The organism is Algivirga pacifica (assembly GCF_039543525.1).
Taxonomy (GTDB): Bacteria; Bacteroidota; Bacteroidia; order Cytophagales; family Flammeovirgaceae; genus Algivirga; species Algivirga pacifica.
In genome coordinates, this window is record NZ_BAABJX010000046.1 from 1 (window position 1) to 23144 (window position 23144).

The 23144-nt window shown below is 38.6% G+C and carries 24 protein-coding genes; 4 read left to right on the plus strand and 20 right to left on the minus strand.

The features are described from left to right. Positions 1 to 213 precede the first annotated feature (213 nt). On the plus strand, positions 214 to 1209 hold the full coding sequence (locus tag ABD985_RS15370) for an endonuclease/exonuclease/phosphatase family protein (RefSeq protein ID WP_345373221.1): 996 nt from the start codon (positions 214 to 216) through the stop codon (positions 1207 to 1209). A gap of 378 nt (positions 1210 to 1587) precedes the next feature. On the opposite strand, the gene ABD985_RS15375 is transcribed toward ABD985_RS15370, so the two are convergent. From ABD985_RS15375 to ABD985_RS15410, 8 genes are all read right to left on the minus strand, one after another. After that, the gene (locus ABD985_RS15375; protein ID WP_345373223.1) at positions 1588 to 2490 is read right to left on the minus strand and encodes a BRCT domain-containing protein; all 903 of its coding nucleotides are present in this window, start codon (positions 2488 to 2490) and stop codon (positions 1588 to 1590) included. Between the two features lie 172 nt (positions 2491 to 2662). Then, positions 2663 to 3751: an endonuclease/exonuclease/phosphatase family protein gene (locus ABD985_RS15380; protein ID WP_345373224.1), complete on the minus strand. Its 1089-nt coding sequence runs from the start codon at positions 3749 to 3751 to the stop codon at positions 2663 to 2665. Positions 3752 to 3793: 42 nt separating this feature from the next. Further along, a complete protein-coding gene (locus tag ABD985_RS15385) occupies positions 3794 to 4294 on the minus strand; it encodes a hypothetical protein (protein WP_345373226.1) in 501 nt (166 codons plus the stop codon). 95 nt (positions 4295 to 4389) lie between these two features. After that, positions 4390 to 4650 (minus strand): hypothetical protein, encoded by a 261-nt coding sequence (locus ABD985_RS15390; protein ID WP_345373228.1) that lies wholly within the window; start codon positions 4648 to 4650, stop codon positions 4390 to 4392. Positions 4651 to 4731: 81 nt separating this feature from the next. Continuing rightward, positions 4732 to 5019 (minus strand): addiction module antidote protein, encoded by a 288-nt coding sequence (locus ABD985_RS15395; RefSeq protein WP_345373229.1) that lies wholly within the window; start codon positions 5017 to 5019, stop codon positions 4732 to 4734. A gap of 4 nt (positions 5020 to 5023) precedes the next feature. Then, positions 5024 to 5323, minus strand: coding sequence for a type II toxin-antitoxin system RelE/ParE family toxin (locus ABD985_RS15400; RefSeq protein WP_345373231.1), 300 nt, complete (start codon positions 5321 to 5323; stop codon positions 5024 to 5026). Positions 5324 to 5495: 172 nt separating this feature from the next. Continuing rightward, positions 5496 to 6923: an arylsulfatase gene (locus tag ABD985_RS15405; protein ID WP_345373234.1), complete on the minus strand. Its 1428-nt coding sequence runs from the start codon at positions 6921 to 6923 to the stop codon at positions 5496 to 5498. Between the two features lie 515 nt (positions 6924 to 7438). Next, the gene (locus ABD985_RS15410; protein ID WP_345373236.1) at positions 7439 to 8650 is read right to left on the minus strand and encodes an S-adenosylmethionine:tRNA ribosyltransferase-isomerase; all 1212 of its coding nucleotides are present in this window, start codon (positions 8648 to 8650) and stop codon (positions 7439 to 7441) included. 207 nt (positions 8651 to 8857) lie between these two features. Here ABD985_RS15410 and ABD985_RS15415 point away from each other — a divergent pair, with 207 nt between their 5' ends. Beyond that, a complete protein-coding gene (locus tag ABD985_RS15415; RefSeq protein ID WP_345373238.1) occupies positions 8858 to 9898 on the plus strand; it encodes a quinone-dependent dihydroorotate dehydrogenase in 1041 nt (346 codons plus the stop codon). Between the two features lie 67 nt (positions 9899 to 9965). On the opposite strand, the gene ABD985_RS15420 is transcribed toward ABD985_RS15415, so the two are convergent. The 3 genes from ABD985_RS15420 to ABD985_RS15430 form a co-directional block, all read right to left on the minus strand. Then, entirely contained in the window at positions 9966 to 10517 is a 552-nt protein-coding gene (locus tag ABD985_RS15420) for a DUF2911 domain-containing protein (RefSeq protein ID WP_345373240.1), read from the minus strand. A gap of 236 nt (positions 10518 to 10753) precedes the next feature. Continuing rightward, positions 10754 to 11278, minus strand: coding sequence for a DUF4924 family protein (locus tag ABD985_RS15425; protein ID WP_345373242.1), 525 nt, complete (start codon positions 11276 to 11278; stop codon positions 10754 to 10756). 261 nt (positions 11279 to 11539) lie between these two features. Further along, positions 11540 to 12373, minus strand: a complete 834-nt coding sequence (locus tag ABD985_RS15430; RefSeq protein ID WP_345373244.1) for an XRE family transcriptional regulator — start codon at positions 12371 to 12373, stop codon at positions 11540 to 11542. A gap of 412 nt (positions 12374 to 12785) precedes the next feature. Between ABD985_RS15430 and sppA the strand changes: the two genes are divergently transcribed. Continuing rightward, positions 12786 to 14549 carry a signal peptide peptidase SppA gene (gene sppA / locus ABD985_RS15435; protein WP_345373246.1) on the plus strand — a complete coding sequence of 588 codons (1764 nt, stop codon included), beginning with the start codon at positions 12786 to 12788 and terminating at the stop codon, positions 14547 to 14549. Positions 14550 to 14712: 163 nt separating this feature from the next. Here sppA and ABD985_RS15440 read toward each other — a convergent pair whose 3' ends face one another. The 7 genes from ABD985_RS15440 to ABD985_RS15470 all read right to left on the minus strand — a co-directional run bounded on the left by ABD985_RS15440 (position 14713) and on the right by ABD985_RS15470 (position 19830). Beyond that, a complete protein-coding gene (locus tag ABD985_RS15440; protein ID WP_345373248.1) occupies positions 14713 to 14970 on the minus strand; it encodes a hypothetical protein in 258 nt (85 codons plus the stop codon). A 69-nt stretch (positions 14971 to 15039) separates the two neighbouring features. Further along, on the minus strand, positions 15040 to 16095 hold the full coding sequence (locus tag ABD985_RS15445; RefSeq protein ID WP_345373250.1) for a M42 family metallopeptidase: 1056 nt from the start codon (positions 16093 to 16095) through the stop codon (positions 15040 to 15042). A 21-nt stretch (positions 16096 to 16116) separates the two neighbouring features. Continuing rightward, a complete protein-coding gene (locus ABD985_RS15450) occupies positions 16117 to 16782 on the minus strand; it encodes a metal-dependent transcriptional regulator (RefSeq protein WP_345373252.1) in 666 nt (221 codons plus the stop codon). A gap of 60 nt (positions 16783 to 16842) precedes the next feature. Further along, a complete protein-coding gene (locus tag ABD985_RS15455; protein ID WP_345373254.1) occupies positions 16843 to 17967 on the minus strand; it encodes a glycosyltransferase family protein in 1125 nt (374 codons plus the stop codon). A gap of 3 nt (positions 17968 to 17970) precedes the next feature. Continuing rightward, positions 17971 to 18276: a hypothetical protein gene (locus tag ABD985_RS15460; RefSeq protein WP_345373256.1), complete on the minus strand. Its 306-nt coding sequence runs from the start codon at positions 18274 to 18276 to the stop codon at positions 17971 to 17973. Positions 18277 to 18301: 25 nt separating this feature from the next. After that, positions 18302 to 18712 (minus strand): hypothetical protein, encoded by a 411-nt coding sequence (locus ABD985_RS15465; RefSeq protein WP_345373258.1) that lies wholly within the window; start codon positions 18710 to 18712, stop codon positions 18302 to 18304. A 227-nt stretch (positions 18713 to 18939) separates the two neighbouring features. Further along, positions 18940 to 19830 (minus strand): diacylglycerol/lipid kinase family protein, encoded by an 891-nt coding sequence (locus tag ABD985_RS15470; protein WP_345373260.1) that lies wholly within the window; start codon positions 19828 to 19830, stop codon positions 18940 to 18942. Positions 19831 to 19933: 103 nt separating this feature from the next. Between ABD985_RS15470 and ABD985_RS15475 the strand changes: the two genes are divergently transcribed. Continuing rightward, complete coding sequence (locus ABD985_RS15475; protein WP_345373262.1) at positions 19934 to 20425, plus strand: hypothetical protein; 492 nt, start codon at positions 19934 to 19936, stop codon at positions 20423 to 20425. 144 nt (positions 20426 to 20569) lie between these two features. On the opposite strand, the gene ABD985_RS15480 is transcribed toward ABD985_RS15475, so the two are convergent. Together ABD985_RS15480 and ABD985_RS15485 are read right to left on the minus strand one after the other, a co-directional pair. After that, positions 20570 to 21472, minus strand: a complete 903-nt coding sequence (locus tag ABD985_RS15480; RefSeq protein WP_345373264.1) for a DMT family transporter — start codon at positions 21470 to 21472, stop codon at positions 20570 to 20572. Between the two features lie 448 nt (positions 21473 to 21920). Then, positions 21921 to 23003, minus strand: coding sequence for an LptF/LptG family permease (locus ABD985_RS15485; RefSeq protein ID WP_345373266.1), 1083 nt, complete (start codon positions 23001 to 23003; stop codon positions 21921 to 21923). Positions 23004 to 23144: the final 141 nt, after the last annotated feature.

Here is a 23144-nt window from a genome sequence, read left to right on the forward strand (position 1 = left end):
ATAAAGATAGCGCCTTAGAACGAATATCTTAAATCAAAATTTTCAATGAGCGAAAGCTCAGTTATTCAGAATGAAATTAAGAGTCTCAACTAAACGTCATGAGCGAGCGAAGCTCAACTAATCAGAGTGAATTAAGAGCCTCAACTAAACATTATGAACGAGCGAAGCTCAATTAAACAATATGAACAAATTCATTACCTAACCCATATTACTATGAAACTCAAAAAAGTTCTTCGCAATAGCTTCTGGGCGCTTGATCTCCTGGCCTTGGGAGTAGGAAGCTTTTACTGGTGGGCCAAATCACCTACCCTCAGCAGTGACGATTATGCCCGTTTAGAGCAATATCCTTTCCCATCTCCTTCAGCGCACGGAGATACCTTTAAAATCATCTCCTATAATATTGGCTACTTGTCAGGTATGACGAATAATTTAAATGTTCGTCCATCTAAGAAAATGTATGATAGGCACTTGGAACGTGCCAAGAAATACTTTAAAGAGCAAGATGCGGATATTATCGCTTTACAGGAGGTAGATTTTGATAGTAAGCGATCTTATCGGGTTAACCAGCATATGGAACTCATCAATCACCTGCAAATGGGACATGGAGCACTAGCCGTAAACTGGGATAAGCAATATGTCCCGTTCCCTTATTTCCCTCCTTCTGTCCATTTTGGGAAAATGCTCTCAGGGCAATCTATATTAAGTAAATACCCTATAACTTTTCAGGATCGGATTGTTTTGGAAGAGGTCAAGGACCGCCCCTTCTACTATCGACAGATGTATCTTAGTCGTTTAGCGCAGGTTACAAAGCTGAAGCTACAGGAGAAAGAGGTTATTTTGATCAATGTACATACAGAAGCATTTATCAAAGAGACACGTTATAATCAGATCAGTTACTTACACAGTTTATTTAAACGATACGCCAGGGACTATCCTGTATTGATGGTGGGTGATTTTAATAGTGATCCCGCTTATGAGGAAGCTGCGATTGAACTGTTCCTATCCGATAAAACGATAGAAAGTGCCATTCCGAAAGAGTTTGCGGAAGACAAAGAGGTATTGACCTATCCTTCAGATGCACCTTATGAGTTATTGGATTTTATATTTTATAATAAAGATAAGATTGAACCTGTAGGATGGGAGGTATTGGAATCCTTCGGACAGGTGTCAGACCATTTGCCGATTTCATTTAGTTTTAGATTGGTTTAAAATGCCTATCAACGTATCACAGAATATATAAGCAACAATCCGTTACGTTGGGAAGATGAGTTATCCCATATTAACATTTAAGGGGTGGCTCATATTTTTTTCTTTAAAAAGTGCCTTTATATATCTAAAAATGGCCTTGAAGAATTGCCGTTAAAATTTTTAATCGTAAAAGCGTTAAGAAAATTCCATTGTTTGAGCGCAGCGAGTTTGGAATTTTTAGCTTTTGCGATTAGAAATTAGGCAAATTCTTCAAAGCCTTGATTTTTTTGCTTCGTTTTTTCATCAAGGAAAAAATGAAGAAGCTCATAAAGGGCTTTTGAGATAGCTGTAAAGGGATGAATTCTCAGAAAGCTAAGCCATTTGTTAATATGGGGTGATTCATGTTTCCCCCTCACAATGATCCAAAAAATCATATTCATGCATAATACTCACCGTATTTCCCTTCTCTCTCATTTTCATGGCAGACTCCACTTTTCTGCCATAACATGAGAATGCCCAATTGGAATTTCCTCCATCGGCAACAATCAGGTAATCTACTTGACCATTAAATTCACTGGAATAATACCCACCCATTTCTTCTACTAACTGTTGGAATTGTTCCTTTGTGAATTGATCTGATCTACCTGTAAGACAGAATGTTTTCCCTTCGAATTCCACAAATGGATCGTGGGTACAAATACTGAAGATATTGATATCAAAAGTGTTGTGTTTTAGTTCATCAGAGATATTACTATTAGTGATTTTGACAAATTGTAATAGAAAGGCGGTTAGCATATCTCTTTCAGACTTTTCAATAATGCCATCCGATAAGATAGAGAGCAGTAAGCTCTTCATTTCATCGTAAGGGTAATAAGTCAGCAGTTCCTCATCGGTGTCTAACCATTTTTGCAACCCTAAGATTTCCTGATCCGTAATCTTACCATCCGCCAAGATACCATGACAAAGCCCTTCCAATAGTTGAAGTTTTGCTGTGATGCGATCATAGTATTTGCTATTTCCTTGTACTTGATTGCACAGCCACTGTACATCCTGAATGATCTCTGGGCGATCATCCTTGGTCTTAACAAGCTCTTGTATATAGTCAAAAAACTCCTTGAATGGCTTACGCTTCGCTAATGTGTTATTCGATACACACCATTCTTGTAGCTCAACGAGTTCCTGGTCTTCAATAATACCATCAATAGCAATTCCCCCCAATAGCCCCTTTAGGGTATTAATTGCTTTATCTGCTTCGCTCTTAATGGTGTATTGATTGTAGTTATCGGTTTGATTTGGGTTCATAATCAAGTGGTTTATAATATGTCGAAAAAATATATAAAGAGATGAGAGTTCAAACGGGTAAACGTTGTTTTTTCCTCATTTTAAAGCTAATCCTTTCTTGATTAAATTCAAATAGAATACTTCTTGATCATCGGATTAGTAGTGGACTTGATAGTTTCTCCCAAATGTTCTATTACAATTTTTCATTAGGCTTAGGGACATCATCTACATTTACCCCTTTTTTATTAGTGATTTCTTTTGTCCTATTATAGTCCTCAGCATCAGCTTCAATACCCTCTTGAGTTGCTCCTTTTGTTGGAGTGAAAGCAAGTGATGTGAAAAGAGGAAAGTGATCGGATCCAATAGATGGTAGTCGCTGAATAGACCGCAGGGTGAAATGATCACTATGAAATAAGTGGTCCAGTGGCCATCTTAAAAATGGGTACTTTGCATGGAAAGTATTGAACATCCCTCTACCGATACGTGGATCAAGCAGGCCACTTATCTTACGAAAAAGGCGAGTGGTCGAAGACCAGGCCACGTCATTGAGATCTCCAGTAACTAGAACCGGTTGATTACTCTTCTCGACACTACGTGCAATGACAATTAATTCAGCATCCCGTTCGGCAGATTCGGTATTTTCTGTTGGGCTAGGTGGAGCTGGATGGAGAAAATGAGCACGAACCTTGTCACCAGTTTGTAATTCTATGGATGCATGTATGGAGGGAACATCTTCCTCAACTAAGAATTTAATTTCTTGATCATGTAATGCTAATCTTGAATAGACGTGCATTCCATAAAGATTGTCAAGTGGATATTTCACCGTATAGGGCATATCTGCTTCCAAAACCCTGAGTTGATTTTCCCACCATTGATCTGACTCCAGCGTTACAAGAATATCTGGCTGGTGTTTATTAACCAGTTCAATCAATGCTTCAGCGTTCCTGTTAGGTGTAAGCACATTAAATGTGATAATACTGAGATTCCGTTTTGGGTGATCTTCCTTGGAAAGTTTCACCTCTTGTCGCCAAAATATGGTATAAGGCAATATCCACCATAACTGCCAAATTAGACAGAGGACATTGGCAGCAATCAATATTAAAGTAAGGGGTAATTGCTCATCGAGAAAAAAAATGATTGCGACCAATAAGAATACGATCAAGATCACTATCTGCAATCTCGGAAAGTCCATACTTCTTACCACCCAATGCGTTTGTTTTGATAATGGTAAAACCGTTAAGATCACGGTCAGAACCGTACAAATTATCAATACAACTAACATGTTAATTCACCTTTCATTTAAATGTTGGAAGTAAGCTTTTCACTAAAGTTCATCTTTATACCAAGTTGAGTCATTTAGAAAACCGTATTTTTTTGAATTAACCTTCCAACCGTCCTTATCCTTTTTTAAGATAAACTGGTCTTTTCTAATGATACCCTCTTCATATTGAGTTTCTACAACAGCTTTTAGGGCTGATTTCATGATAAATAAAAATTTGGTATCAGGGTTTAATAAATATTCATACTTAGTGGGTTTACCAAAAGAAGAACCACGTTCCATATTGGATGACATACTGAAAGCAGAGATTAATTCTCCATGTCTTTTTTTGTATTCATCCCATAACTCTTTTTCACCTGCTTGCAATTGATTTGGTTCTGCTGGATTTTGTAATTTCTGACTTCTTTCAAATATTTCTTGCTCTAACTCATGCAGTTTTATCAAATTTTCTATCAAGAATTCAATTACTTCTTTTGAAAGATGAAGAAACTTCTCTGTTGTCTGACTTGAGTCAATATTTAAACCTCTGTCCATTTCCCGTTTCATAGTATCATTTTATATAAAATTTCATCCTCTAAATGGAGACTAAAATGTTTTATTTATGAGTTGAATGCAGCAAGTATAATATTCCAACTCATATATTATTCAGTCAATGTTTTCAGTTTCGTGGCAATTTCAAGATGATCTGCCAGTTTGGATGAAAGTCCCATATTGACATTTGCATGTTGATGAAGCAAATTGGCAATTTTCGATTCATATGCATTTTCTTCTAAAAGTTTGATAATTGAAGGAACATAGCCACGATACTCATCGTCTGGTCCACCGTAATCATTCACACCAATTGGGTCCCATTCGTCCCAAAGTATTTTATCAACTTTTGTATAGAGTTCCTTTTTATTCATTCTAATGGTATACAATGCTAAGTATAGCTCCCGTAGCTGACTGAAAGGAAGCTATGGGAGCTATACAGTGTTAGGTATTTATTATGAGGCGTTTGGCAAATGTAGATTTCCCCCAACAGCCCTAACTACTTTCAATATGGTATCAAATTGAGGTTTACTTCCCTCAGATAGTGCTTTGTACAAACTTGTTCTACTCAAACCCGTATCTTCTGCTATTTTAGACATACCAATCGCTTTTGCAATATGTCCTAATGCAGAGATAATTTCCTGGCTATCTCCTTCTTCTAATACCGTATTTAGGTATTCAGCCATCATCTCGTCATCATCGAGATAGTCGGCTATATCAAATTTTGTGATGGATTCTTTCATGTCTTTACAGGTTATATGATTTCCATATTTCTTTAGCCTTCTTGATATCCTTTGGTTGCGTTGACTTATCGCCACCATTCAATAAGATAACAATTGTACCATTGTGCTCTTTAATATACACCCGATACCCTTTGGCATAATGGATACGTAATTCGCTGATTCCCTCTCCAACTGGTTCACAATCTCCAAAATTCCCCGAATCCTCTATACGTTGAATCCGAAATAGGATCTTAGCCTTTGCTCTTTTGTCTTTCAGCTTTCTAAACCATTTGTCGAAAGTCTCTGACTTTTCAATCTTGTACATAAACAAATGTATCCAAATGAAGACAAATAATCAAGAATCGCAACATGAAAGATCGTATAGATATTGTTCTAGCCAATTTTAGCGTAATTTATAATTCTATCTCAATTTTTACTTTTCCACCTAACTCTTCTCTACAATATCAAATAAGGCTTTCAGTATATTTTATACGGTTTTATTTTGGCTCATAGGGATCACTTTGTCCGGTTGGAATAGGTGGATTTTCTTTCAATGATATGATATGCTCCTCTAATTGGGGCAGTGCTGCTTTAGGAACCCAGGTATGAGGGAAAAGTACATTATTACGTTCTTGTGGATCATCATATAAGTTATACACCCTAGGCATGGTATAAGTGTTTTTAATGCTGTTCCAGGCATCTTGTTCTTCAAAATGGAGTTTCCAGTTTTTCCACTTGACGCCAAAAATGTCATTACCCATATAAACGATAAACCCATCTCTTCCGGACTTATCTGTCTTGCCTAAAAAGAAATCGCTCATGTCAATTCCATCAATTATACGATCTTGTGGAATGTCGCTTTTTGTAATAGCTCCTATTGTCGGGAATAAATCCATGACATGGACAATTTCATCGCTTGAGTATCCTGCTTTAATTTTCCCTGGCCATTTCATTACAAAAGGTACGCGTAGTCCACCTTCAAAACCTGTAAACAGTGTTCCTCGCCATGGACCAGCCGAACCTTGCATGGATGTTTCAACAGTTAGGTTAGTACTATTGTACCCCACTGCCTCAGGTCCATTATCAGCCGTGAAAATAAAGAGGGTTTTATCAGTTACCCCTAGTTCATCTACCTTGTCTTGAAGTTCACCTAAATAGCTATCTATTTGCATCAACAGATCTGCCCAAGCACCATGTCCAGATTTGTCTTTAAAATCTGGATGAGGCATCGTGGGAAAATGGGTGGCTGTGTAAGGAAGATAAAGAAAGAATGGCTTGTTTTCTTCTACACTTTTAGTCATGAATTCCTTGGCTTTATCCGTCAGGTCACGATCTATCAGAGGACGATAATCCAATGTGTAGGGCCTAACTTTTTTTGGTTCTTCACCTTTTACAGAGCTCATGACATAAGTTTCAGGCACTCCACTTTGTGAAAAGCCTTCAAGTGATGAGTAGGTAGATTCGTCTGTAGAATTGGGAACCCCATACCATTCATCGAAACCCTGATCTGTAGGAAAGCGACCTTTGGTGCGACCTAGGTGCCATTTTCCGAACATGCCTGTAGCATAACCATTGTTAGATAGCATTTCTGCCATGGTTACTTCCCATTGAACTAATCCGTAAACCCCTTCGCCTAGAGGCACAGTACCATTTCCGCTGCGGATAGCATAGCGACCTGTCATTATTGCTGAACGTGAGGGCGTGCATTGCACTTCAACATTGAAGTTGGTAAGCCTCATTCCTTCATCGGCAAGCTTGTCCATCCGTGGAGTTGGCGCTCCCCTGGTTATTCCACCACCGTTGAAGCCTGGTTCACCCCAACCAAAGTTGTCCATGAAAACAATCACAATATTGGGCTTGTCCTGTGCTTGCGAGCTAAATATAGTCAGGGAAAAGATTGAAAAAAGGAGAATTCGTGTTCTCATATTATTGATCTTTTAAATGGTATACATCGCATGAAGTGATTAAAACAACTAAAGCCAAAAAACTAATTCTAGTAAGTCGTATCATAATTATTGCTTTCTAGATTAATAACTTGGATTAGTTCTTTATTAATGTAATCAATTCATACAGAATAGTTTTATGATTTCAGATCCCCGATCAGGGTATTTTCAATCTTTGTTAACAATTTGATAAAAGCCACTAATGGTTTTCATCCTTAAATAATAAGAAATAAAAGAACATTGCTTTTATTCTCCTTTCATCAATCCCTTCTCCAACTTAATCACAACTCAAATTATTGCAAAATAATCTTTGGAAGACAACGCTAAAACCCTTATAAGTAATCCTATGATTCCTTTGATATTGTACTTTATCAATAACCTTATCCATAAGGTAAAACACCCCACACAAAAAAAGGTATATTAAACGAATACTATACGTTTAATATACCCTTAGCAGGCAGGCTCACGCTGCCCGCATAAGTATTTCCCTTGAATGCTTATCCCCTAAACAAGATCGAGGAGTCCCCATAGCTGAGGAAACGATAATCATTATCCAATGCAGCTTGATAGATCTTTCTCCAATCTTCTCCTACAAAGGCGGCGATCAGCAATACCAACGTGGTAGAAGGTAAATGGAAGTTGGTAATTAAGGTGTTGACCACTTTAAAGTCATACCCTGGCATAATAAAGATGGAGGTCTCCCCATTGATCTCTTCCAGCTCTTTAGAATCCATATACTCCAGAATAGCCTGCATACAAGTGGTTCGGTTAGGCAACTCCCCATGCTCCTGGTAGGGCTCTAGTTTCTGAATATCAAAGGTTGCCTCTGTACCTTGCTGGATGAGTCTTACCCCGAACCAGTATAAGCTTTCCAAGGTACGCATAGAGGTAGTCCCTACGCAGGCGACCTTTTGAGCATTGGCCAAAGAAGCAATTACTTCTTTTCGGATAATGACCTGCTCATTGTGCATATCATGGTCTACCACTTTATCTGCTGTTACAGGCTTAAAGGTTCCGGCACTGACGTGTAGCGTAACCTCCTCGGTTTTATTACCGTTTTGACGAAGCTGCTCAATCACTTCTTCCGTAAAGTGAAGCCCCGCAGTAGGAGCAGCAACGGCGCCCTCTTTTTTACTGTATACCGTTTGATAGGTCGAACGATCCTGTTCTGTCGCTTCTCTCTTAAGGTAAGGAGGAAGAGGCGTTTCTCCTGCCGCACTCACAATATCCACAAAATGAAACTGTGGCTTGTCCCACTCAAACTGCACGAGCTTTTGCTCACGGTCGATAAGGGTAGCCGTAAAGATCACCTCTACACCTTCTACGGTGATTTGTGTTTGAAGAGGGGCATCTTTCCAACGTTTTAGGTTTCCTATGGTACAGCTCCATACCGCACCGCTTTCAGCCAGCATGGCGGCAGAAATATCATTGGAAGGTCTCACCGGGTTGAAAAGGAAAATCTCAATGATGGCACCTGTTTCTTTCTTAAAGTAAAGCCTTGCCGGAAGTACCTTGGTATTGTTAAATACGATCAGGTGGTCATTCGGTAGAATAGAAGGAATGTCCTTGAATATATGGTGACTGATCGTGCCATTTTGATATTGCAGTAACTGTGACATGTCCCTTTGCTCCTTTGGGAACTTGGCAATTCGCTCGTTTGGGAGGTCAAAGTGATAATCGTCCAGTGATATATTTTCCAGCTCTTTCATCTTTTATAGCCTATTGAATTCATATAAAAACCCTGATTTGTCTCATTCCAACTCGGATAATTCTTGATTAAATTGGAAGAAACCAAGGGATAGTTGTAAATTTGCGCAAATTTAGGGTTTTCTAAGCGAATTTTCCTACCTGAACCAAGAATTCTGGTATAAGGAAGAAGCTTTCAACCAACGATAAAAACAACTAATATTAAAGCAATGTACAAATCACTCATCCGTCCGCTGTTTTTCAAGGGAGATCCAGAGCAAATTCACCTTTATACGGCCGATTTGCTAAAAAAAATCTTCGAGATACCGGGTACCAGCAGTATAGCCAAAGGCATGTATAACGTCAAGCACCCACTGTTGGAAAAAGAAGTTTTCGGGTTGAAGTTCCCTTCTCCAGTAGGTTTAGCCGCCGGCTTTGATAAGGAGGCAAAAATGATTGATGAGTTGTCTAACTTTGGATTTGGCTTTATCGAGATCGGTACACTGACTCCGATAGGACAACCGGGAAATGATAAGCCTAGAATCTTCCGAGTAGTAGAGGATGAAGGATTGATCAACCGTATGGGTTTTAATAACGAAGGAGTAGAAGCAGCCGTTAAGCATCTGAAAGAACGTAAAAGTAAGGTATTGGTAGGGGGGAATATTGGTAAGAATAAAGTGACCCCTAACGAAGAGGCGATCTCAGACTATGAGAAATGCTTTGATGCGCTTTACGACTACGTAGATTACTTTACCGTCAACGTAAGTTCACCGAATACACCTAACCTAAGAGCATTACAGGATAAGGAGCCGTTAACAGCCCTATTGAATGCTTTGCAAGTAAAAAATAAAGAGACTAAGAAGCCTAAGCCAATTCTTCTAAAAATCGCTCCGGATTTAACAGAAAGCCAGTTGGATGATATCATCGATATCGTAAGTGATACAAAAATCGATGGTGTGATTGCTACGAACACAACAATTTCAAGAGAGGGATTGAAAACACCTCAATCAACAATTGACGAAATTGGTGCCGGAGGACTGAGTGGAAAGCCCGTAAAAGAGCGTTCTACAGAAGTGATTCGTTATCTATACGAAAAGTCAGGAAAGACACTGAAGATTATTGGAGTAGGAGGGATTCATACGGCAGAGGATGCCATTGAAAAGCTGGAAGCGGGTGCTTGTCTGGTACAGGTATATACCGGGTTTATTTATGAGGGACCTGCTATTGTGAAGAATATCAATAAGGGGTTGATTAAATACTACTCTAAATAGTTAGGAGTCTGGAGTTAGGAGTGTGGAGTCGAATCTCCAGACTCCTAACTCATAACTCCAAACTATTTTAGTAAGTGAATGGCACTTTCACCATCGTATTTTCCCAAGCAAATACCAGATAAGCAGTCTCATCTTTCTCTGCAAAAGTCATAGAGAAGTACTCTACAGGGCTTTCAGTTGTTTCCGCCTTTACTTCTACACGAAGCGCATCATTGGCTTCTTTATACGTATAAGCTCCCCATACATGTAGCTCCTTGCTTAAGATAATGGTCCATTTATCCTTTCCAGGAATTGTAAATAGGCTATAGCTTCCTTTTTTTACTTTTTTCCCTTCGATCACAACATCTTTAAAGAAAGTGATTTCGGTCGCTTCGTTAGCGCCTGTTCTCCATACTTGGTCATAAGGAACCAGGTTGCCAAAGATTTCTCTGTCCTTTTGTTGTGGACGGCTATAGATTACTCTGGCTACAGGAGCCTCACCTTTATGCTTCAAGTAACTCATATCCAATGGAGATGAATCAGGACCTCTGAATTTCACTTCTTGTGCATAAGAAGTATTCATTGCAGTCAGACCAAAAAATAGTAAAGCAAAAAGTGTAAGAATGTTAAGTTGTTTCATGTATATAATTTTAATTAAGGTTTCACTTTCCTTACGGATTTTAAAACGACCTTTACATCGAAAAGGTTTACATTTAGAACATGTTTGGAATCCAGATTTTGAGGAGAAAACTACTATAAATTGGCTGATAAAATCATGATTTAAGCCGAATAGTGGTTCTATTTGGTGAAACTCAGGAGTTTTTCAGACAAAATTAGAGGAGTTTTATACCAAAAGATGTGGTTTCAAACATGTTCTTATTTACTTGCTTCCCTAAAACGAAAGGCTAAATAGGATAGAAGCGCACCAAAGTGATCCACTTGTTTCATCAGTTCAGGATCTACTTTTTTGTTTCTCATACGCAAAAGCTTAAATCCATAGACACCGTTAAGGCAAATTTGGATTTCATTGGTAATCACGCCTTCTGCCAAGGCCATGTTTTTATCAATGGAAGGCTTCACTTCTTCATATAACTTTTTATAATCGTCTTCTTTTTCCAAAAGGGTATGATGCAAAGCGGTGAGTGCTTCCACTTCTTTTTGAACCCTTTGGGTATGTCCTTCCTTTACTACCTCTTCTGCTTGCATCTCTTGCATCAGCTCACCGTACCATTCCTTGATTAGCGCACGCTCCTCTTTTTCTACTGGAAGATGGCTTAAAACGTACTCATCAATTTGCTGTAGATCACACTCAAACGTTCTAATTAACTCTTCTGATTCGTAGATGTGAATGATGTATTCAGCGATATTCTCTTTTCTCTTTTTGTCTGCTATACTGCTCATATCTCCAATAGGAATAAAGTAGATGTAAAATATGATTATCGAATAGAAAATCAGGACAAAGATAGTACTTGTAGGGTAGGGCACAAAAAAATAAAGCTTTGCAATCTATTGATAGATGCAAAGCGTTAGGTTTTCTGATTGACGTAAGGGACTACTTCCAAATGGATAAAGGAAGAAGGATAAAGGAATAGCCTCATAGAGAATAATCCTTTATCCTTCCTCCTTAAACCGTTTCAAAATAGTACTTAGCTATAAGTTTACTCAGTCATTTGTCTTGTCTTCCAAAACCTTTACCTGATCTTGCAGTTCCCATATCGCTGATTTTAGATCAGAGATAGACGTGAAGTTTTCTTCATCAGGGAAGGCCTTGCTGATATAGGCAGAGAATTTCCATACTTCCTGTATATCGTCCCCAGCTACCTCATAAGGTTTATATGCAAGATTGGTAGACTTTAGCAATACGGTATTCTTGTCGTTCAGTTGATTGTATAGCTTTTTGAAAGCGACTCCTTGGCTTCTAGTTACCAAAACAACGAGTTCGCCATCTTTCAATCCCATCCAATCATCAATATACTCTCCGATGATAATAGAGCCAGATGAAATAGGTAACATGGAATCTCCTGCTATCTCAAAGGCACGGTAAGTTTTTCCCTTAGGCAAGAAAGGAAGGTGGTACTTAGGCAGATCCTGGATAAACTCCATATCTTTAAAGCCAGCCGTATATCCAGCAGCAGCCTTATCGGGTACCAATACAATCATGTCTTCATCCTTAGTAGGTTCAGTGGGAACCGTAAGGATACGTAGATTCTTACCAGAAACATAATTAGCAGTATCTTCTTTCTTTCGAAGCTCAGAATCTTGAATCACTTCCAGGTCCTGAGTCAGTAGATCATCTACATCTACTTTGAATAGTTCGGCGATTTTGATTAATAGGTCTAATCGAGGTTCAGCACGCCCATCTTCATAAGAGCTGATCGCACTACGAGTCACTCCACCCAACATATCTCCCAACGCTTCCTGACTACGTTTTGGGTCCATATGGGTTCTTAGGTATCTAAGATTCTTCGCTAGTAATATTTCCTGGTTTTTTGCCATGTTACTTATTTTTACACTATTTATGTTTTCAATATTAGCATTTATTTCAGACTCCTCCAAAAATAGATGTAGAAAATATTAACACGATGTTTGTTTTTTTAGGTTTTGTTTGTGTAAAAAAGTATGCATTGTGAAAATAATGAATATTTCCTACTTGTAGATGTTCTACCTATTAACATTGTTCTTTTTTAACGGTTATCTTTTTTGGCATTTAGGATGTTCTAGGTTTATACAGGGCCCGTACGGCCGCGCCACTGGCGCGGCCGTACAAGATGCTTTAATATTTATCTCCTGAATAACTTTTTCAATTCCTCTTCGTAAACAGATGTAAATCTGTTAAAATATAATATATTCAAGAACAGAAACTATTTTAAGATTACTAATCCAATTAATTCATAAAAAAGCGTAGAAGATGATTGATTTTATCAAGGGTATGTTAGGCTCTATGTTTGGAGTACTAGCTGCAGTGGGTATATTATTTATTTTTGGAGTTTCGATGATTGCAGTGGTAGGTAGTGCCGATAAAGGGAAGGCCATCTTGCAAGATAACTCTATCTTGCGTCTTTCATTAGATGTGCCGATCAGTGAAGTGCCTAATGAGAGTCCTTTTGAAAATATTGCAGGGGTATTGCAATCCGATGAAAAAAGCCCTTTAACAATGAAGGAAATCCTGGATGCTATTGATAACGCCAAAGAAGATGAGAAAATCAAGGCAATCTATATCGATGGAGGAATATTTATGGGAGGAAAAGCAATGGCTACAGAGATTCGTATGGCTTTATTATCCTTCAAGGAAAGTGGCAAGAAGATCTACACTTATGCCGATATGATTGCTGAAAACGCTTACCTGTATATATCAGTCTCTGATGAGATTTATCTGAACCCTGCCGGGATTATGGAGTTTGATGGTTTGACGGCTAATGTTGTTTATTATAAAGACTTCCTGGACAAGTTGGGTGTAGAGATGCAGGTGTTTAGAGTTGGAAAGTATAAGAGTGCCGTAGAGCCTTTCCTGGATAATGAAATGTCTGAAAGCAATCGAGAGCAAATTACCTCTTATCTAAACGGAATGTATGACTTTTATCTGAGTAGCATCGCTGAGAGTAGAGGTATGGAGGTGAAGATGCTGGAAAAAGCTTCTGACCATGCCAAAATTCGCACACCTGAAGATGCTGTAAATTATAAGTTGATTACAAAAGTGGGGTATAGAGATGAGGCGATAGATAAAATCAAGACCGACTTGGGATTGTCTACGGATGAGTCAATCTATCTGGTAAATGTGAAAAAATATGCTGCTCCAGAAGAGGGTCCTGAAATGAACCAAGGAAGTCATATTGCAGTATTGACCTGTGAAGGAAATATTGTTGACGGAAAGGGAATGCCGGGACAAATTGGAGGTGATAAAGTTGCAGCACAACTAAAGAAACTCAGAGAGGATGATAATGTAAAGGCAGTGGTATTGCGTATCAACTCTCCAGGAGGAAGTGGACTGGCTTCTGATATTATGTGGAGAGAAATTCAATTGATGAAAACCAAAAAGCCTATTATCGCTTCTATGTCCAACGTAGCGGCTAGTGGGGGATATTATATGGCGATGGGTTGTGATAAGATCTTGGCTTATCCAAATACCATTACAGGTTCTATTGGTGTATTCTCCCTTATTCCAAATGCTAAAGAGTTATTGGAAGATAAATTAGGTATGAAGACGTATACCGTGTCTACAGGCGAGTTTTCTATGACACCCGTATTGGACGCACTAAGCCCTAAAGAGCAAGAGATTGTACAGCAGTTTGTTGATAATTTCTATGAAACATTTACCGCTAAGGCCGCAGCAGGTAGAAATATGGATCAGGAAAAACTAAAAGAATATGCTCAAGGTAGAGTGTGGACTGGAAAACAAGCCAAAGAGATTGGCTTAGTTGATGAGTTGGGAGGTATAGATAAAGCCGTTGAACTAGCGGCAGAAAGTGCTGGTCTGGAAGAGTACGATATTCAATACTATCCTAGAAAGAAAAGTTTTGCTGAGCTCCTGATGCAAGATGTAGCTGAGCAATATACAAGAGCACAACTGAAAGAAAAGCTAGGTCCTTTCTATCAGATCTATGAAAATGCACAGCTAGTGGGAGAGATGAAAGGGGTGCAGGCGATCATGCCGTACCAACTTAACATCCAATAATTGTTGAATCGTTGAATTGAGCTTCGCTCGTTGAATCGTTGATTTGAGTTGAATTGTTGGCTGAATTATTTAGAAGTAATCAATCAACGATTCAACTCGAATCAACGAGCGAAGCTCAATTCAACTCACCGAAGGTGAAATTCAACGATTCAACGATTCAACATTACTTCCATTCGATGGAGATACAAAGATCATCATACTGATGAGTCCCTGTACCAAAGTCATATTCCAAATCAGGTAGGAGAGTCGTAATAATATCCAACACCTCTCCAATTTCCTTAGCAGGAACGTTCTTTCCTGTAGCAGTCAGTAAAGTGACGTCAGCTGTTCTAGGAGAAAACTTTAGTCCCTTTAGTTGATATTCCAAGTCTTTTTTTAGCTCCTGAAAATCATTTCCAGTAGCTGTGGTATGTCTAGCCATAGTTTTTATATTTTTTGTTTATCGGTTATTGCTTATCGTTTAAATAAGTTTCTTAACTGATAACTGATATTAGTATTCCCAAGTACTCTCATCCATAGTCTCCAACGCTTTCACCAGCGTAGTGACCATTCCTTTTACATCTTCTTCGTGCGCCATTTCGGTCGTTTGGTGAAGGTAGCGCATAGGGACTGAAAGTGCTCCCGCTATTGCGCCATTTTTGGCCATTCGCTGTATACCAGCCGTGTCGGTTCCTCCCGCAGGCAAGATTTCTGTTTGGAAAGGCAAATCAACTAGAGAAGCGGATCTTTTTAAATGCTCTACCATACGGATATCACAGATCGTCCCTGAATCGTATAATTTAACAGCAACACCATTCCCCATAGCAGTGACCTTTTTTTCAGCAGGAATGCCTGGGATGTCATTAGCGACTGTTACGTCCAATGCAATACCAAAATCAGGATCAATGCCATGTCCTGCAACGTGAGCCCCTCTTAATCCAACCTCCTCTTGCACGGTGAATACTCCATAAACATCATATGCGGGATTTTTAATGGTCTTCAGCGTTTCGATCAGCGCATAGACACAAATACGGTCATCCAAAGACTTTCCATTAAGCATATTTCCTACCTTAATCAGGTCTTGCTTACGGCTGATTGGGTTTCCTGGTTGGATATACTGTTCTACTTCTTCTTTAGGCAGCCCTAGGTCAATGAAATACTCATCCAATTTCACCACTTTGTTGCGTTCCTCAGGGCTCATAGAGTGAACAGGCTTGGAGCCCATTACTCCGATAAGATCTTTAGAGCCATGAACAATTACACGCATGGAAGTGACTGTCTTGGGATCAAAACCTCCTAATGGAATGAATTTTACAAATCCATTATCATCAATATGGGATACCATAAAGCCAATCTCATCCATATGAGCAGCGACCATCACTTTTTTGTCTTCAGGGTTTCTTTTTCCCTTGATGACGGTGATCAGGTTGCCAATATTATCGGTATAATACTCATCGACAACATCCTTGATCTCTTCGATGATTCTTTTGCGAATGGCATGCTCAAAACCGGGGATTCCGGGAGTGGTGACAATGTCATTCAATAGGTCAAAATTGATATTTTTCATAAGTGGTATGTTTAGAGCTTATTACCTCAATGATTCAATGACTAGTATATGTTCAGCCACTTGATGAGAAATCAGTCGGCTATTCTGCTGGTCGATTAAAATTTCTAAAGAACCATCGTATTCAATCATTTCCAATATCTCTAGTTCCGCACCAATGCCGATTCCTGCCTTGTCGAGATATCTTAAAAAACTGCTATTACTATCATCTACGGCCACTACCTTAAAGCGCTTACTTTTCTCCCCGTCAGATAGCTTAATCGAGTGAACCTTATGAAACTCCCCATTTTCATCAGGAATAGGGTCTCCATGAGGATCAAACTGAGGGAATCCAAGAAACTCATCCAATCGCTCAATCATGCGGGTGGATTTGATATGTTCCAATTGTTCAGCGACTTCGTGTACTTCATCCCAATTGAATTTCAGTTTTTCTACCAAAAAAACTTCCCATAAACGATGTTTCCGGATCACCCGAAGAGCAACCAGGTTTCCCTCTTCTGTCAAGGATACTCCTCTGTATTTTTTATAATGAATCAGTGCTTTCAGATCTAATTTTTTAATCATATCTGAAACAGAGGCTGGCTTAGTGTTTAACTCTTCAGCCAGAGCATTGGTGGATACTAAGCCATCTTCATTGGAGAGCTTATAGATGGTTTTTAAATAATTCTCTTCGGTTCTACTATAATCCATAAAGTGTTAATTGAAATAGCTCCTGTATTGATAAGGATCCACAAAAATGCATGGAATAGTTTACTTGTCAAAAATTAATTGCTGAATGTGTTGTTTTAATAGTTCTCCCTCTTCATTCCATAGGGCTTCTGTTATAGGACCGTTAGGGTAGTAGTCCCGGGTGATATTTAATGTTTCTATAATGGATGGTGTAGGGGTATTGATGTAATCAATACTAAATCCAGCATGATATTGTTTACATAATTTTTTCCATAATGGATTCTCTTGTATAATCATGGGAATACCCAAAGCCAGGCATTCATAGAGTTTTGTTGGAATACAGTTTTGTGTACTGGGATTTGGCGGATAGGGAAGAAGTACATAATGACTTTGCAGCATTGCTTTAATAATTTGATGATGCGGAACCAAGGAATCACCTCCTTCCAAAGTAATAAAGGGATATTCTTGAGTAACCTGTTCTATCCAATTCATTAAGGAGGGTTCATGGCAGCTTCCCATAATATGTAAATGAACAGGACTGCCTGCTTGATGCAATCGTATACATAGCGCTATAGCTTCTCGGGTACCATAGGTTGTCGATAAGGTTCCGCAAAGTAAGAGTTGCAAGTTCTTTTCTGAGGAGCTGTCTACGTTGACCTTCTGGGCAGGAAGAATAGGGAAATACTTATTCTCCAGGACAAGGGTTTTCTTTAGAGGAAAAGAGCGTTCCTGCTTATAGGTACTTTCCGCTAGTGTATAGAGATTGATTAGTTTCTTGCCCAATTGTTCTATTCCCCAAGCTGCCAGAGAAAGCAGGTAACGTTTAATTCCTTTATAGTCTGACTTATACCAGAAGTTATATACATAATTTTCCTGTACATCGTAGACTAGTCGACAAGAGGGATTTTGTAGCTTATAATAATAGGCTGCTGCTAGCAGTTCGATGGTGTGTACAATAAGAATGTCAGGTTTCAATTCCTTAAAAAGGTTATGATACCTGAAGTTAGATTGCCATCTAGGAAAACGCTTGAACGCTTGTACAGGAATACACCTTACCTGTGGGTGTTGGGGTTGGAAAGAGGGATCGGCTTTATGAAAGCCTAAAACGATAACCTCATAGTCCGATGCAAGTGTCAAGGCAAATTTTTCATACATCCTGCTGTCGTCCACCGGTTTGAGGGTGGAAGCCAATACCACTCGCTTCATCACCTATCCTTTCAGTTTTAATAATGCAGTAGTTAAATACATGCTGAACAGAAGAATACTCACCCCAGAAGCAATGAACCATACTTGCTTGCTATTTAGTCTTTTTTCAGTCAACTCCTCTAAGTAATAGTAGGTGGCCAGTGAAATGATAGAGAGTAAGACCATACTTACAAAAACAACGGAGTTTCTGATCACAAACTCATCAGCTACCTGAAAAATATATTTAGACAATAGGTTGCCAATAGAAAAGCCTGAAAGCATTCCTACGCTAATAAAACGGAAGGTATAGTTATCTTTTAGTTGAAGCATGTTTGCTCTTTATTGGTTATGGTGACTAGATTTTTTTTTCTTTTAATAGAAGCTGTTTTCCATCTTCTTTATGTTCAGTTTCTTCAATGTGTAACACTTGTTTTAGCTTCTGAAAGGCTTTTTTGATCAGGTGATTCCCTATGCTAAGTTGTGCTTTATTTTTTCGAACAATCACCACTTCTAATTCCAACCCCATTTTACCAACCATCTTGGGGAGAAAGGCTGTAAATAGCCAGACTCTACATTTCTTAGGGACTTCAGCGCCAATTTCATCCAGTAAAAACTTTTTGACCTGATGTATCTTGGCATAAGTTAAGGCATGTTCATAAGCAAACTGATAGTCCGGTAATTGTTGTAGGCCCGTAAGAGAAATCTCAATGTACGCCTCTTGTTCATGAAACTGTACGGTAGCATTTTTTTCGTCTAAAAGGATCATAGCGTTTAGGGGGATAATGATGTTTAAATTCGCTTAGAGCTTGTTTGGAATACTGATTTAGATAGAGAAAATTTCTATAACCTGTTCAAATTGATTCAAATTTGAGAATAATAGTGGTTCTATTTGTCGAAAATTTGAGTCGATTTGAACAGTGATTAGAGGAATTTTCTATCTGAAGATGTATTCCAAACAAGCTCTTATCGCTAGTGAATTGATTACTAAGTAAACTACCTTCCAGTAACCACTTGTAAGGAGGCCGGAAGAATCTCCACCTGTATCGGAAGGGTAGTGGTTTCAGGTTCTCCATCCCGATGTACTCGTATGCTTGAGCCTTGTTGTTCAAGATTGTTTATTGTAAATGAAGATTCCTGTAGACAACATACATGCTTAGAGTGATTAATTCTTCTTAATAGTATCTTCGTAAAGATAGAGATAACTTTCCATTTACTGAAAGTGCGTATTGCGATTAGATCCAGTAGTCCATCTCGAATATCAGCTTGTGGAGCGATGTAGACATCATTGCCAAACTGAGCCGCATTGGCTATGGTTACCATATAGGCATTTAGGGAGGTTGTTCCATTAGTACTCTCTATGCTATATGTTTGGGGAGTTGCATCTATAAAATAGGAAAGGGTTGCCTTGATGTAATTCAATATTCCCCTTCCCGGCATAGAGGCAAACTGATAACTGATCTCTGCATCAAACCCTACGCCTGCAGTACAAAAGAAAGGTTTTCCATTGAGGGTGGCTGTATCTATAGCGATAATAGATCTAGCTGAAAGAATGGTTGATAGCGCATCCTTTGCATTCAGAGGGATTTTAAGGTGTCGGGCTAATCCATTTCCTGATCCTAAAGGGATAATTCCTAGAGGAACGTTAGAATTTAAGATACCCTGAGCAACCTCATTCACTGTTCCGTCTCCTCCAACAGCCACAATGATATCGTATTGTTGTGCTACCCCTTGTTGAGCAAGAGTAACACCATGTCCCTCATGTTCTGTTAACCAAATAGTATACGTATAGGGCATCTGTTGCAATTGCTCTTCTATATACTTCCCAATAGTTTTTCCCTTGGCAGCTCCTGATATAGGGTTTATAATAAATAATAGTTTGTTCATCAATAAATCGAATGTTCGTCAGTGTTTAACCCGTAAGATTAGTGTATTATTACTCACATATTGTTACGATAAAGTAACTCAATGATTAACCCTTACTCATCAAATGAATACCATAATACAACTTCCGGCAGCTATTTCAGGGTACGGAAAAATACAGGAAGAGGTTGCTCCTGAACGGTTCAAAAATTACCTAAAGGGGTTGCCGTTAACTTTGCTGGATTTTCAAAGCTTTCAGCAAGAACCTAATTATAGTTATATGTTAGGACTTTTACTGGATGCCGAACAGCAAAAGTTTTACTACTTCTTCTGTAATAAATACTATCCTTATATCGCCTGTGCTGAAATAAAGGAAATGGCTGAGACAAGGATAACGCCACACCTATTAGTAAACCAATTTGTCGACTTAACCGAAGTGAAAGATCCTGAAGGTTATTTTACGATCCTCCCGGTATACTTCTTGGAAAAGAAAGTCACCTCCGATGAACTGCTCATCTCTCATATATTGCAACATCTGGAGCATCAGGAATTTGCGGAGTTTGCCTATTGGGAACCACGTATTTTGGCTAATATCATCTTCAATCGTTGGGAGAAATAACTTATTGTTCATATTGTTTAGTTGAGCTTCACTCGTTCATAGTGTTTAGTTGAGTAACTAAAGTAAACAAACAATTTCCTCAACTAAACATCATGAACGAGCGAAGCTCAATTAAACATCATGAACAAAAAAGCTGGGTTTCTCTTATCTATTAACCGTAGCAATGGGCTTACGTTTGAATACTCTTTTCAGTACAGGATAAAGGGCTACTGCCATCAAAATAATCAATGTCCCTGTATAAAATCCTGAGGACATTTGCTCATGTTCTTTGTAAAGAATAGCAGCCATAATGATTCCGTAAATTGGCTCCATATTAATGGTTAAGTTCACATAGAAAGCCGTCAGGTATCTCATGATTTCAATACTTACATAAAAGGCATATACAGTACATACCAATGATAAGATGACTAGATACACAATGTCCATCATCGACAGTGCATGGAACAATACCTGATCACCTGTTCCAAAATAATGGTTGAAAATAGGCATCATTAACAAACAACATAATGCTCCTCCAATCATCTCATAAAAAGTGATATGTGTAGCTTCATACTTATGGGTAAAATGGCTGTTAATTACTGAGAACAGAGCAGAGAGTCCTGCTGAGACCAAAGCTATCGTAAGAGCCGTTAAGTGATCTACCTCAAACTTAAAGATGACGTATAACCCTACAATAACCATCAACCCCAGAGTAATTTCCAGCGGGTTGATTTTTTGTTTTTTGGAGAGGGGCTCCATAATAGCTGTAAACAGGGAGGTCGTCGCGATACCTGCCAGACAAACACTGACAGAAAGTTTGGCTGCTGCAAAAAAAGTGATCCAGTGGAAGCCTACAATAAATCCAGTAAGGGTCACTTTGAGTGCTGCCTTTGGAGGCATCTTTAAAGATTTCCCTCTAGCTAGCATAATCGCTCCTAGCCCTATGGCAGCAATAGCGGTTCGGTAAAAAACAAGCTCAGTGGCTTCAACGGATATCTCTTTCCCAAGAATCGCCGTAAATCCCCAGATAAAGACGATAAAGTGAAGTTTTAAATGTTGTTTGATCATTGCTGTTTAAAAGATAATAAGCCTTTCATTCTATGAACAAAATGTACGAGACTTTGGTATGTGGTTGTGAAAAAAATAAGGAGAAAGATTTCTAGAACCTTTCTCCTGCAAATATATTCTTAAAATTTATTAGTACACCTTTTAGAGCTTGTTTGGAATACGTCTTCAGATAGAAAATTCCTCTAATCACTGTTCAAATTGATTCAAATTTTCCACAAATAGAACCACTATTATTCTCAAATTTGAATCAATTTGAACAGGTTATAGAAATTTTCTCTATCTAAATCAGTATTCCAAACAAGCTCTTAGAGCTTCAAACACTAAGTTTTCTGACAGAAATAAAGGGACTACTACCCAATGAATAAAGGAATAAAAGCTTCTGGGTAATGATTATTAATCCTTACTCCTTCTTCCTTAAACCGTTTGGAAGTAGCACTTAGTTATAAGTTTACTTAGGGACCTTAAAGTATAGTATGAAGGTGATTGCCAAGAACAGAATATTAGGCATCCACGCAGAGATCATAGGGTTAATGATTCCAGCTTGCCCAATACTTCTACTCATAATCACTAATACAATATAGACAAAGGCTAGTACAAAGCCCATAGCAATCAAGAACCCACTACCTCGCCTACTTTTTCTAGCAGAAACGATTACTCCCATCACTGTCAAGATGATGATTGCAAAAGGATAGGCATACCGTTCGTGTATGGCATTCTGATAAACACTGATAGAGGCGGAGTTTCCTCTCTGAATTTCCATATCAATGTAATCATTAAGCTCCTTGATGGTCAATGTTTCTTCCAACTTGTATTTACTCTCAAAATATTTTGGATCAATATTCAGAGAGCGTTTAAGGTTTTTCCCTTTGGACATGGTTTGAGTACCGTCCTCATTGAATTTCAGAGAGACAAAACGGTCCATCTCCCATTCTTGAGAGGCAGAGTCCCACTCAATACGGGGAGCGGTGATTTTCTCCTTTAGATCGGTGCCTTGGATGGTTTCAATGGTAGCTTTATAACCTCTTTTGATACGGTTATTGTAGCTTTCAATATACATATAAGTAGAATCATCTACTCGGATATGGATATCTCTTTCACTAAAGAAAAAAGGACGTTTCAAGTATTTTACCTCGAAGGAAACTTTTTCTTTAGAAGAAATAGGAACAATCCAGCCTACCAATAAAAAAACAGCTCCACCAATAATAAGGGCACCCACTACGTAGGGACGAAGGAAACGCAAGAAACTAACCCCATTACTTAAAATGGCAATTACCTCTGAGTGTGCAGCCAAACGCGCTGTCATAAAGACCACGGAAATAAAGACCGAGATAGGACTGAGCGTGCTCATCCAATGAATCACAAGATTGACATAATAGTCAAAAAAGATCTCATTAAAAGAAAGATTATGCTTGATGAAATCATCTGATTTCTCTGTATAGTCAATCACGCAGACTACAACATTCAGCAGCAAGACCACAAACAAGAAGGTCTTAAAAAATTTGCCTATAAGATATTTGTCTAACAGTTTCATGGAGAGGGTATCAACAGTCCTTTAAATCCTATATTTCTACAATGCTTCCTAACCACAAAAAATAGAGGGCTTGGAAATGCAGGCTCCATCAAAAAGGTCAGGAACCTAAATCAAGTCACAAAAAAAGTTAGAACTCTACAA

What these genes read in the sequence shown, in the direction of transcription:
- ABD985_RS15370 (WP_345373221.1), top strand. Translation starts at nt 214, where the DNA reads ATGAAACTCAAAAAAGTTCTTCGCAATAGCTTCTGGGCGCTTGATCTC.
- ABD985_RS15375 (WP_345373223.1), bottom strand. Translation starts at nt 2,490, where the DNA reads ATGAACCCAAATCAAACCGATAACTACAATCAATACACCATTAAGAGC.
- ABD985_RS15380 (WP_345373224.1), bottom strand. Translation starts at nt 3,751, where the DNA reads ATGTTAGTTGTATTGATAATTTGTACGGTTCTGACCGTGATCTTAACG.
- ABD985_RS15385 (WP_345373226.1), bottom strand. Translation starts at nt 4,294, where the DNA reads ATGAAACGGGAAATGGACAGAGGTTTAAATATTGACTCAAGTCAGACA.
- ABD985_RS15390 (WP_345373228.1), bottom strand. Translation starts at nt 4,650, where the DNA reads ATGAATAAAAAGGAACTCTATACAAAAGTTGATAAAATACTTTGGGAC.
- ABD985_RS15395 (WP_345373229.1), bottom strand. Translation starts at nt 5,019, where the DNA reads ATGAAAGAATCCATCACAAAATTTGATATAGCCGACTATCTCGATGAT.
- ABD985_RS15400 (WP_345373231.1), bottom strand. Translation starts at nt 5,323, where the DNA reads ATGTACAAGATTGAAAAGTCAGAGACTTTCGACAAATGGTTTAGAAAG.
- ABD985_RS15405 (WP_345373234.1), bottom strand. Translation starts at nt 6,923, where the DNA reads ATGAGAACACGAATTCTCCTTTTTTCAATCTTTTCCCTGACTATATTT.
- ABD985_RS15410 (WP_345373236.1), bottom strand. Translation starts at nt 8,650, where the DNA reads ATGAAAGAGCTGGAAAATATATCACTGGACGATTATCACTTTGACCTC.
- ABD985_RS15415 (WP_345373238.1), top strand. Translation starts at nt 8,858, where the DNA reads ATGTACAAATCACTCATCCGTCCGCTGTTTTTCAAGGGAGATCCAGAG.
- ABD985_RS15420 (WP_345373240.1), bottom strand. Translation starts at nt 10,517, where the DNA reads ATGAAACAACTTAACATTCTTACACTTTTTGCTTTACTATTTTTTGGT.
- ABD985_RS15425 (WP_345373242.1), bottom strand. Translation starts at nt 11,278, where the DNA reads ATGAGCAGTATAGCAGACAAAAAGAGAAAAGAGAATATCGCTGAATAC.
- ABD985_RS15430 (WP_345373244.1), bottom strand. Translation starts at nt 12,373, where the DNA reads ATGGCAAAAAACCAGGAAATATTACTAGCGAAGAATCTTAGATACCTA.
- sppA (WP_345373246.1), top strand. Translation starts at nt 12,786, where the DNA reads ATGATTGATTTTATCAAGGGTATGTTAGGCTCTATGTTTGGAGTACTA.
- ABD985_RS15440 (WP_345373248.1), bottom strand. Translation starts at nt 14,970, where the DNA reads ATGGCTAGACATACCACAGCTACTGGAAATGATTTTCAGGAGCTAAAA.
- ABD985_RS15445 (WP_345373250.1), bottom strand. Translation starts at nt 16,095, where the DNA reads ATGAAAAATATCAATTTTGACCTATTGAATGACATTGTCACCACTCCC.
- ABD985_RS15450 (WP_345373252.1), bottom strand. Translation starts at nt 16,782, where the DNA reads ATGGATTATAGTAGAACCGAAGAGAATTATTTAAAAACCATCTATAAG.
- ABD985_RS15455 (WP_345373254.1), bottom strand. Translation starts at nt 17,967, where the DNA reads ATGAAGCGAGTGGTATTGGCTTCCACCCTCAAACCGGTGGACGACAGC.
- ABD985_RS15460 (WP_345373256.1), bottom strand. Translation starts at nt 18,276, where the DNA reads ATGCTTCAACTAAAAGATAACTATACCTTCCGTTTTATTAGCGTAGGA.
- ABD985_RS15465 (WP_345373258.1), bottom strand. Translation starts at nt 18,712, where the DNA reads ATGATCCTTTTAGACGAAAAAAATGCTACCGTACAGTTTCATGAACAA.
- ABD985_RS15470 (WP_345373260.1), bottom strand. Translation starts at nt 19,830, where the DNA reads ATGAACAAACTATTATTTATTATAAACCCTATATCAGGAGCTGCCAAG.
- ABD985_RS15475 (WP_345373262.1), top strand. Translation starts at nt 19,934, where the DNA reads ATGAATACCATAATACAACTTCCGGCAGCTATTTCAGGGTACGGAAAA.
- ABD985_RS15480 (WP_345373264.1), bottom strand. Translation starts at nt 21,472, where the DNA reads ATGATCAAACAACATTTAAAACTTCACTTTATCGTCTTTATCTGGGGA.
- ABD985_RS15485 (WP_345373266.1), bottom strand. Translation starts at nt 23,003, where the DNA reads ATGAAACTGTTAGACAAATATCTTATAGGCAAATTTTTTAAGACCTTC.